Raw genomic sequence first — 10,495 nt, forward strand, 5'->3', positions numbered from 1 at the left:
GGAGAGATAAGAAGCAAAATGAAACAAGCGGTCAAAGAAATGCAGACAGAAATATTTGCAGTTTTTGAGCATCTTCATCAAAACCCGGAAATTAGCTGGGAAGAATTTAAAACAACGGAGTTTTTGAAAAAACAGTTGTTACAAGAGGGGTATCGTGTTCAAACATTCAATGATTGTACAGGTGTAGTCGGCGAAATTGGAGAAGGACAACTTACAGTCGGGTTGCGAGCGGATATGGATGCGCTTTGGCAGGAAGTAAACGGAAAATGGCAGGCGAATCATGCTTGCGGACATGATGCCCATATGACAATGGTTTTAGGAGTAGCAAAACTGCTTAATCGCATCGGTTATAGGCCTTGCGGAAAGCTGAAAATTCTTTTTCAGCCGGCGGAAGAAAAAGGGACGGGTGCGCTTAAAATGCTGGAAAAAGGTGTTGTAGATGATGTGAATTTTTTATACGGTGTCCATTTGCGGCCGATTCAGGAACTCGAAAGCGGCTATGCTTCGCCGGCGATTTGTCACGGGGCAGCGCAGTTTATCGAAGGGGAGATTAAAGGAGTAGCTGCTCACGCTGCAAGGCCGCATTTAGGAGTGAACGTCATTGAAGTAGGCAGTGCCCTCGTGCAAGAGTTAAGCAAAATTCATGTTGACCCGCAAGTGCCTGCTTCGATCAAGATGACAAGGTTTCGTGCCGGTGAAAAAAACGGAAATGTGATTCCTGATCGCGCTGAATTTACTCTCGATTTAAGGGCACAAACCAATCAGATGATGGAGCAATTATTAGAAAAATTACACAATGTGGTAAAAGGGGTTTCTGTCATCTACGGTGCTGATATTCATCTGCGTTCCGGGGTGCGTATTGTCGCAGCGGAAGTAAATCCGGAGGCACAACGTATAATGGAGAGGGCCATTGTTGCGGCTCTAGGTGAACAAAAATGCACGCCGCCTATTATAACGTCAGGAGGAGAAGATTTTCATTTTTATTCACTTATGAAGCCTATGCTCAAAACAACCATGTTAGGACTTGGATGCGATTTGCAACCAGGATTACATCATCCGCAAATGACATTCCGCCGCGAAGATTTACTTGCAGGAATTGAAATATTGGCTAGGGCTGTTATGGAGACGTTTGAAAACTATTCGTAGAAGGAGTGGACAACTTGGAGATTTCATTACACAACATTGATACGATTGAAGAACTTATAAAAATGTCTCAATTGGAACAAAAAGTGTGGGGGACAAGTCCTGTCCCTATTCATCAAACAATTACAGCGGCGAAAAACGGCGGAATTGTCATTGGCGCTTATGCAGGAGAACGCCTAATAGGATTTGTTTATAGCTTTCCGGGCTATAAAAACGGAGAAGTCTATCTCTGTTCACATATGCTTGGAATTGACCAAGAGTTTCGCAATCATGGGATTGGTTATCGGTTAAAGATGAAGCAAGCGGAAGAAGCATTGAAGTTAGGGTACCGAAAAATTCGCTGGACGTATGATCCATTGGAAAGCCGAAATGGAAATTTAAACATTGCCAAACTAGGTGCTATTTGTTCTGAGTATATTGAAAATTGCTATGGAGAAATGGATGATGAGCTAAACAAACATTTGCCTTCGGATCGTTTTAATGTCGAATGGTTAGTTGGCAGCCCTTATCTAGATTACCGGCACCGCCTGTTTGCGAACTTGAAGCTAGTGCCAGAGAGTGTGTTGCTCGATTGGAAGGAAAGGGAAAATGGTGATCCGGAAGCAGTTTGGAAATCATATCGCTGGGAAATGTTTAGGAATCAGCCGTTATTGTTCGTACCTGTTCCAATCAATTTTCAGGAATTAAAAGAAAAGGATTATGGGCTTGCCTTAGATTGGAGATACAAGACGAGGGAAGTGTTTGTCGGATTGTTTGCTGAAGGATGGGCAGTAGCGCATGTTTATAGACAAGCGAATGAGCCTGTTCAATACTATGTTTTAATCAAACGTAATCAGCTACCTTTGCAAGGAGGCAGTATTTCATGAAACTAAAACAGGTTATTTTACGGCATTTGCAAATGGAGTTGAAATCTCCTTTTACAACGAGCTTTGGCTCATTTAGCACAAAAGATTTTATTTTAGTGGAAGCGATCGATGAAGATGGAGTGTCAGGATGGGGGGAATCTGTTGCATTTCATTCTCCGTGGTACAATGAAGAAACAGTCAAGACGAACTGGCACATGTTGGAGGATTTTTTACTGCCGCTTATATTTAAGGCCCCGATTGAGCATCCAGATGAGTTGAATGAACGATTTTCTTTTATCCGCAAAAACAATATGGCAAAGTCGGCGATTGAAGGAGCGATTTGGGATTTATTTGCCAAGAAACAAAACATACCGTTAAGCAAAGCGCTTGGCGGGGAAAAGAAGGAAATTGGAGTCGGAATTAGCATTGGAATTCAAAAAAGTATCGATGATTTATTGAGAATCATTGAGAAGTATGTAACAGAAGGTTATCGGAGAATAAAAGTAAAAATTAAACCAGGATGGGATATCGAGGTTATACGAGAAATTCGTAAACATTTTTCAGATATTCTGCTCATGGGGGATGCCAATTCCGCTTATACGTTGCAAGATATTGAGCGTTTGAAGGCGCTGGATGAATTTAATCTCATGATGATTGAACAGCCACTTGCATCAGATGACATTGTCGATCATGCGACATTGCAAGCGCAATTGCAAACGCCAATTTGTTTAGATGAAAGTATTCATTCGTATGAAGATGCGAGAAAAGCGATTCAACTTGGAAGCTGTAAAATTATTAATATTAAGATTGGCCGTGTCGGTGGTTTGACAGAAGCAAAGAAAATTCATGACTTATGCCAAAAAAACAACATTCCGGTTTGGTGCGGCGGCATGCTTGAAGCGGGAGTCGGAAGAGCGCATAATATTGCGATTACGACATTAGAGAACTTTACAATGCCGGGTGACACAGCCGCTTCCTCACATTATTGGGAAAGAGACATCATTATACCAGAAATAACCGTCCATAATGGAATGATTGTTGTTCCAGAAGGACCAGGTATCGGTTATGAGGTCGATCGCCGTCAAGTAGACTTGTATACCGTTTTTGCAAAAACATACAAAGCGTGAGCAAAGGACAGTTAAGAAATAAAAAATGAGATATAATGCCGGCGAATTGCTACGTTATGTAGTTATTCAACGGCATTTTTTATATGCTAAGGCTGTTTTCGTAAACTTTGTTCGATTACTGACGATTGAAAAACACGGAAAAAAAGCAACATTCTTTTAGAAAATAAATCATACTAGTCTTTTAACAATGCTAATTTAATTCCAGTTAGTGGAAAATTATCGGTTTTAAAAAAAAGAAAAATATCAAAATATAACAAAGAGTGATTTAGCTTTGAAAACAAACGGGACACCACGTTTACCAGCTGAAATAATCGTAGACGGCAAAATAATTTCCGAAAATGTAACAGCAAAACATAATATGAGTTGGATTAAACAAGAATTGAAGAAGCGGAACTTAACTATTAATGAAGTACAATACGCAGTTGTTGGTACCAATGGACAATTATACGTTGATTGTTATAAAGATCATTTGTTGTCTTCGATAGACAAATAAATATACAAGATGGGCAACAATTGGGATTTGGATGTTGCTATATGAAACGTTTTGAATATCACTATAAAGAATGCTGACGTATCCAAATTCCTTTTCTGTATCGTTGCGCTTACACACATCACTGATTCCGAAAATATACTGTAAAGGTAAAAACTTTACTGTAATGAAAATGGTATATGGAATTGATTTGCGTGAATATTTGCAAAAAAGAACTCGCTTATCGTCTTATTTAACTGTTATTAATGTTTAAAGAATTTGGATACGGATTTCCCTTCAAGAGGACGGCTCATTAAAAGTGATAGATGTAGGAAGGACTATATCCGTATCCGCGAAAATGATTGCGCGGTTTAGGAAAAGAGTATGAGGCTGTTTTTTGCAACATGTCCAAGAGTTAGCCCAAAAATTGTATAAGGAATGGCAATATTATATTCATATTGATAAAGCCGAACAAATGTATAAGCGAAGGATTATGATTGGAATTCCTTAAGTGAAGAAGCAAATAAGCTGTTGACGTTGAACATTATAAGCACTTGAATAATCTTGTATATAAAGGTAGTAAAAGCGATAAGGAAAAGAAGAAAAACAAAGTATCGGGGAGGAGATGTAGTTGAAAATTTTAGTCATTTGGCGTTTATTAACGGTCGGAGGAGTGAATGCGGGATGGCGCAATCGAGCTATTTATTTTAAAAAGCATGGAATTACGGCTGAATTTCTTTATTGTAAAGACCTTGGCGGGATGCATATGATGAAAGATATCGCTCCTGTATATTTAACAACGGATGAACAAGTGATTCATGAAATTTTAACGAAAAATGATTATGATGCGATTATTGTTGTTGATACGAGTAAAGCTTATGATTGGCTGGCGAAAGCGGATTACAAAGGTCCCGTTATCATTGAAGCGCGCACTCCTGAAATTATGAAATTAAAGCGTAATTTGGAAGGCTGCCATCAAATTCAACCGCAAAAATTTATTGTCCCCTCCCAACACCAAAAACGGGTGTTATCCATCCTAGTCAATGAATCTGCACCGATTGAAGTGATCTACAACGGTTTAGATACATCATTTTTCCGACCGCTAGAAAACGAAGAAGTCCATGTTCAAAAAGAACCGATTGCTCCTTCTAATAAAAAAGTAGTCGCGTATATTGGCAGATTAGATGTACGGAAAAATTGGCGTCTTCTATTAAAAATAGCTGAACTAGTAAAAAAAGAGAGAGAGGATATTGAATTTTGGGTGATTGGCGGAGCTAAAAGTGTCGAACGCCAACAATTTGAAGATGAAAGGAAAAAACAGAACTTAACTGACATCATCCGATGGTTTCCCGTTGTTCCTTACCATGAGATGCCGCATGTTTATGCAAAAATTAGACAGTCCGGCGGATGTACCGTCGCAACCACGAGGGCAGAATCTTTCGGTAATACGTTTATCGAATCGATGGCATGCGGCGTTCCAGTGGTGGCACCTAATGTTTCTTCTATTCCAGAAATTGTAACAGATAAAAAAACAGGATACTTATTCCGAGAAGAGCATATTAGAGGAGCAGCGGAACAAATTTATCGGATTGTCGATCATCAAGAGCGATATGAAAAACTTTCAAAATCAGCTCGAGAGCGTGTTGAACAAATGTTTTCCATTTCCCATTGTGCGAATAGATATATTGAAGTTTTGCAAGAAGTAACAAGGAAGGGGACGGAGGATGAATCCTAAACAGTATCACAAACTTTTTGAAAGCAAAACGAATAACGCGCATTTCATTACATTCGATAATAATGAAAATTACGTTGTAAAATTGTTTAAAGGAACAGAAGAGAAAGCATTAATTAATGAATGGCTTGCCTATTGCTTAGCCCGGTATATGGAATTGCCGGTTGCCCCATCGTGTTTAGTAGAGATGCCTAAAGAGTTTATTGATACGATTCCAAATAGTGATCAATTTCAATATACGGTGAAACAATTTGCGAGTAAATATATAGAAAATAGTATAAATGCACATGAAGCAACCATTAAAAACATCATCAATCATAATGACCTTGCCGGAATTATCGTGTTTGACTATTGGTTATGTAATACCGATCGGACACGAAAAAATGTGTTATTGCAAGAGCGGGAAGAAGGCAGTTATTTTTTATGGATCATTGATCATGCTGAAATATTCGGTTCATTTTCTTGGATAACGAACGATCTTCATCACCTTCCGCAAAAAATCATGAAAAGTGCTACCCATGAAATGATGGCGCAATTTATTACAGATGAAGAAGACTTTAAAAAGCAAGTTAAACTTATTCAAACCATCCCCATACAACTATTAGAAGAAATTCTTTTACTGATTCCTTGTGACTGGCATTTATCTCTTGAAGAACAAGAGGAAATCATCAAAGTGCTTATTTACAGACGAGAACAAGTATTGCCGATGTTAATCGAAAAGTTTATTAAAAAAGTGCATCGTCCTATCCGGAACTCACAAATAGTTCGATAATCTCCTTAGTCAACGAGTTCCAAGCGATGTTTTTGTGTTACTTGCTTTTTATTGGCATATAGAATTATCGTTTTTGTTTTTTGAAGCAGGGAGAGGAAGTTGTTCTTTATTTTATAGGCTATTTGTTCATTCATTAAGTGAGCTATGAATGCAGTAAAAAAGAGGAGATTAATTCTCCTCTTTTTCATCTTCATGCTTCTGTTCTTCCGCTTTTTTTGTTTCTTCGTGTTGTTTTCTCACTTCTTCACGTTGTTGTTCTTTCGCTTTTTTTATTTCTTCACGCTGTATTTCATGCTGTTTTTTCCGTTCTTCACGTTTCTGTTCTTCGGCTTTTTTCGCTTCTTCACGCTGTTTTTCGTGTTGCTTTTTCCATTCTTCATGTTTCTGTTCTTCGGCTTTTTTCATTTCTTCACGCTGTATTTCATGTTGCTCTTTCCGTTCTTCACGCTTTTGTTCTTCTGCTTCTTTTGTATAGCTGTTATTATTATCGTTACCTAACTGCTTTGTTTCGTCGTTTTCTTGTTTACTAGAAATTTTTTTATGTATCTGTTTTGTTACTTTATCGATTTTTTCAGTTGTTTCTTCCATCGTTTTTTCTTGCTCATCAGCTAGATGATCTTGAATGTTTGCCAATTCTTTTTCATACTCTTCTTGGCTAAGTTCGCCAGATGCTAGTTTTTTTTCTAGCTCATCGATTTTTTTCGCCGTTTTTAACTCTTTCTGTTGAAGTTTTGCCAGTTTTTTATTCATTTTCTTTTCTAGCTTTTCTTGCGCTTTCGCAATGTTTTCTGCGAGAGCTTCTTTTGCCCTAGGGTTTTCAATTTTTTCTAAAGCCGCTTGCAAGGCTAAAATGTTTTGCGAGAGCTTTTCCTCTAACTGTTGATGGATTGAATCCATTTCAGCAGTTGAATGATCTGTTTGTTCATTTGTTGCTGTATTTGTTTCTTTTTCCGCGGCTTCATCATTTACAGGATTTTGTTCTTTCGCAGTTTCCTCTTGCGGCATTTCTTCATACTTATCCATAGCGAATTCTTGTTGCTCTAACGCTTTTTCAAGAACCTCTTTAGCTAATTCCTCCTCGCCTTGAGTAAGTAGTGCTTCTGCCTCAGTGATGCGCTCTTGAGCAAATTTTGCAAGCAACTCTGCTTTTTCAACATCATCAAATGTTAACGCTAACCGAATTTTTTCTGTCATCGTTTTTAAGAAGTAAAAGAAATCACCCGGAAGAAGAGGAGACGTTTCTTTACTATTATCATTGATACTTGTTTTCGTTTGCTGTTCTGCTCCTAATGTTTCGTCTGAAGAAGATTCTGCTTTTTCATTATCAGTTGTTGAATCTTCTGGGGCAACCTCAGTTGTCGTGATTTTTGGAGATGTTTCAACGGCTTCTGTAGTGCCTGTTGTTGTGTTTTCTTCGACAATGGTTGTGCTGTTAGTTTGTGTCACTGATTCATTCTCATTTGCGTATACATTATCTGTTCCAAGTGTTAGAGAGAATGCTGCTGTGATGATCCCAGTTGCCAGGACATTGCGAATGTTTTTGTCAAACTTCATATTTGTTATCCCCCTATATCGTTTTTGTTGCTTCACTAATATGTATTCGCTATCGTTTCTTTCGTTTTGTCCGAAAGCGATAGAAATTTTTTATGATTTGGGGGAATGAAAAGGAACCTGTCTTACTTACACTTTATTTAGACGGAGAAAAACTTAAAAAATGTTAGCGATGCGTTTACTGATTTCTTTTAATGAATAAGAAAAAGGGCTGACCCAAGTGTCTGACCTCACATGCATTTCACAATATATAGTTCATTCTATATATTGTGTTGCGGAGTCTGACACTTTCTTTTGGGCCAGCCTCTTTTCATTTGATTAGTTCGCAGCTTCTTTAATCGCTGTATTAGCTTTGACAAGAATTTCGTCAAACTTTTTGTCATCTTCTCTCTTAGAAGAAACGAGCGTACCAACAATCGCACCGATGAAGCCTAATGGTATGGAGACAATACCAGGGTTTGCGAGCTTGAAAAGCGGTTCCCCGACAAGAATCGCAGCACCAGCTTGTGGTGACCATACATTTGGACTCAGTGCTACTAGAAGTAAGGAGCTTAATAATCCGACAAGCATACCTGTTACGGCGCCTGTGGTGTTAAAACGTCTCCAGAAAATAGTTAAAAGGATAATTGGCAGGTTCGCGCTTGCAGCCACTGCAAATGCTAAAGCTACAAGGAAAGCAACGTTCATTTTTTGGGCAAACAGCGCTAAAAGAATCGATAATACAGCAACTCCTATAGAAGCCCAGCGAGCGGCAAGCATCTGTTCTTTTTCGGTCGCCTGGCCGCGGCGGACAATATGGCTATAGAAATCATGAGCAAATGCAGACGCAGCGGATAATACGAGACCGGCAACAACCGCTAAAATAGTCGCGAACGCAACCGCTGAAACGAATGCGAATAAGAAATCTCCGCCTAATACTTCGGCTAATAAAGGTGCAGCCATATTTCCGGCAGGATTGGCTTCAACAATTTTGTCATAACCGACAAACGCTGCAGCCCCGAATCCTAAGAAAATGGTCATAACATAAAATAAACCGATGATCCATGTAGCATATACGACAGATTTGCGTGCAGTTGGTGCATCTTTTACTGTGAAGAAACGAATTAAAATATGAGGAAGTCCTGCTGTACCTAAGACGAGAGCTAAATTAAGCGATATTGTATCGAGCGGATCTTTAAACTTGTTGCCTGGATTGAGGAACGCTTCACCTAATGGAGTTGCTGTTTTTACTTCATTGAACATTTTAACAACGTTAAAGTCGAATTTAGCAAACACTATGGCAGAGATAATGAATGTGCCTACCATTAGTAGCACGGCTTTAATAATTTGCACCCAGCTTGTAGCTGTCATTCCGCCAAATACAACATAGATTGTCATTAATGTACCTACAATGAGAACGGAATACACATAATCAATGCCCAGTAAAAGTTTGATGAGGCCGCCTGCGCCGACAAGCTGCGCGATCATATAGAAAATGGAAATGGAAATCGTGTTTAAAGCTGCAACCCCGCGTACTTTTTTATCATCAAAACGAGCGGCAATCATATCAGCCATTGTATATTTGCCAAGATTGCGAAGAGGTTCCGCGACAATATATAAAACGACTAGATAAGCAACGAGGAAACCAATGCTGTAGAAGAAGCCGTCAAACCCGGATAAGGCAATCATTCCGGCAATTCCCAGAAATGATGCGGCTGACATATAGTCACCGGCAATGGCTAAGCCGTTTTGCCAGCCTGTTAACCCGCCGCCCGCTGTATAAAACTCGCTCGTTGTTTTTGTCTTTTTAGAAGCGAAGTAAGTAATAATAAGCGTCAGCGCGACAATGGCAAGAAACAATAAGAATGCTAATACGTTCATCATCCTTCGCCTCCTTTACTAACTTCTTGTTTAATTTTTTCCACTAATTCATCAAATTTAGCGGCACGTTTTGAGTAAAGGCTGCAAAGGGTCCAAGTCATGATAAATTGAGCAAACGCAAAGATCCAAGCCCAGCTAATCGAACCGATTGCTGGATTGTTTAACACTTTAGAATAAGAAGTCAAAATCGGAAGAGTAAAATAAAATGCCAAAAAGAATAAGGTAAAAGGGAAAATAAAATTTCTTTTTGCCTTCATTAAATGTTGAAAAGATGCCGACTGAACAATTTTTGTGTAGTCCAGCGATGTTTGTTGTTGACGAGTAGTTTGTTGCAATGATCTTTCTTGCATTCCCATACATGTAACCTCCTTTATAATGTTTATATTTTAGAAAGCGCTTTCGAAAAACCCCCTCCCTTTTTTCAGTTCACAATTTTGTCACAACTCCATTATATATTTATCAGAAAAATTTGTAAATTACAAAATTTATTTTCATCATAAACATGTTGAAAACGAGTTTTTCTATTTTGCGATTTGAAAAACAAGATTTAATCTTTTCTCTTTTTATGACATGTGGAACGATTAAACGTATGCGTTTTTCATAGCTGTAAGATTTGTTTGCACGAGTAACGGACTCATATTAAGGTATTTTTTACGATTCATTATTGTTAAGAAAATTTTTAAAAAATGTGTTGATTTTTGTCGTTTTGTGCGTTAAAGTTTAAAACGGTAAACGCATAAAAGTATAAAAGTATTTAAGGAGAGAGGAAGTAAAAGATACTTTACCAATTTGTAAGAGATAAAACAGAAAAGCAACAAGGAGAGACCATCTGTATGAATTTATTCAGGAAAAAATCAGTTGACGCACTGTTGAACGAAGCAGGAAACAAAGGAATAGCATTGAAAAAAGAGTTAGGAGCATTTGACTTAACGATGCTCGGGATTGGCGCGATCATCGGTACAGGAATCTTCGTCTTAACAGGAGTTGCGGCTTCGG

Annotated in this window: 8 protein-coding genes and 1 pseudogene; 6 read left to right on the top strand and 3 right to left on the bottom strand. The window is 38.5% G+C overall.

What is annotated here, in order from left to right; all coding sequences use genetic code 11:
- Positions 1–18 precede the first annotated feature (18 nt).
- The 5 genes from B0I26_RS00120 to B0I26_RS00145 all read left to right on the top strand — a co-directional run bounded on the left by B0I26_RS00120 (position 19) and on the right by B0I26_RS00145 (position 6,088).
- Positions 19–1,146, top strand: coding sequence for a M20 peptidase aminoacylase family protein (locus B0I26_RS00120; protein ID WP_111643450.1), 1,128 nt, complete (start codon positions 19–21; stop codon positions 1,144–1,146).
- 14 nt (positions 1,147–1,160) lie between these two features.
- On the top strand, positions 1,161–2,009 hold the full coding sequence (locus B0I26_RS00125) for a GNAT family N-acetyltransferase (protein WP_111643451.1): 849 nt from the start codon (positions 1,161–1,163) through the stop codon (positions 2,007–2,009).
- Positions 2,006–3,115, top strand: coding sequence for an o-succinylbenzoate synthase (menC, locus tag B0I26_RS00130; protein ID WP_111643452.1), 1,110 nt, complete (start codon positions 2,006–2,008; stop codon positions 3,113–3,115). Before B0I26_RS00125 ends, menC begins: the two co-directional genes overlap by 4 nt.
- 1,100 nt (positions 3,116–4,215) lie before the next feature.
- Positions 4,216–5,319, top strand: a complete 1,104-nt coding sequence (locus tag B0I26_RS00140; RefSeq protein ID WP_111643454.1) for a glycosyltransferase family 4 protein — start codon at positions 4,216–4,218, stop codon at positions 5,317–5,319.
- Complete coding sequence (locus B0I26_RS00145; RefSeq protein WP_111643455.1) at positions 5,309–6,088, top strand: HipA family kinase; 780 nt, start codon at positions 5,309–5,311, stop codon at positions 6,086–6,088. The genes B0I26_RS00140 and B0I26_RS00145 overlap by 11 nt, the downstream gene beginning before the upstream one ends.
- Positions 6,089–6,256: 168 nt before the next feature.
- Here the strand turns inward: B0I26_RS00145 and B0I26_RS00155 are convergent, their stop codons facing one another.
- From B0I26_RS00155 to B0I26_RS00165, 3 genes are all read right to left on the bottom strand, one after another.
- On the bottom strand, positions 6,257–7,642 hold the full coding sequence (locus tag B0I26_RS00155; protein WP_111643457.1) for a DUF5667 domain-containing protein: 1,386 nt from the start codon (positions 7,640–7,642) through the stop codon (positions 6,257–6,259).
- A 315-nt stretch (positions 7,643–7,957) separates the two neighbouring features.
- Positions 7,958–9,499 carry a solute symporter family protein gene (locus tag B0I26_RS00160; protein WP_111643881.1) on the bottom strand — a complete coding sequence of 514 codons (1,542 nt, stop codon included), beginning with the start codon at positions 9,497–9,499 and terminating at the stop codon, positions 7,958–7,960.
- Positions 9,499–9,855, bottom strand: coding sequence for a DUF485 domain-containing protein (locus B0I26_RS00165; protein ID WP_111643458.1), 357 nt, complete (start codon positions 9,853–9,855; stop codon positions 9,499–9,501). The genes B0I26_RS00160 and B0I26_RS00165 overlap by 1 nt, the downstream gene beginning before the upstream one ends.
- A gap of 477 nt (positions 9,856–10,332) precedes the next feature.
- Between B0I26_RS00165 and B0I26_RS00170 the strand changes: the two are divergent.
- A pseudogene (locus B0I26_RS00170) lies at positions 10,333–10,495 on the top strand (amino acid permease); the annotation flags it as partial.

The organism is Paranoxybacillus vitaminiphilus (assembly GCF_003259935.1).
GTDB classification, from domain to species: Bacteria; Bacillota; Bacilli; order Bacillales; family Anoxybacillaceae; genus Paranoxybacillus; species Paranoxybacillus vitaminiphilus.

What these genes read in the sequence shown, in the direction of transcription:
- B0I26_RS00120 (WP_111643450.1), top strand. Translation starts at nt 19, where the DNA reads ATGAAACAAGCGGTCAAAGAAATGCAGACAGAAATATTTGCAGTTTTT.
- menC (WP_111643452.1), top strand. Translation starts at nt 2,006, where the DNA reads ATGAAACTAAAACAGGTTATTTTACGGCATTTGCAAATGGAGTTGAAA.
- B0I26_RS00145 (WP_111643455.1), top strand. Translation starts at nt 5,309, where the DNA reads ATGAATCCTAAACAGTATCACAAACTTTTTGAAAGCAAAACGAATAAC.
- B0I26_RS00155 (WP_111643457.1), bottom strand. Translation starts at nt 7,642, where the DNA reads ATGAAGTTTGACAAAAACATTCGCAATGTCCTGGCAACTGGGATCATC.
- B0I26_RS00160 (WP_111643881.1), bottom strand. Translation starts at nt 9,499, where the DNA reads ATGAACGTATTAGCATTCTTATTGTTTCTTGCCATTGTCGCGCTGACG.
- B0I26_RS00165 (WP_111643458.1), bottom strand. Translation starts at nt 9,855, where the DNA reads ATGGGAATGCAAGAAAGATCATTGCAACAAACTACTCGTCAACAACAA.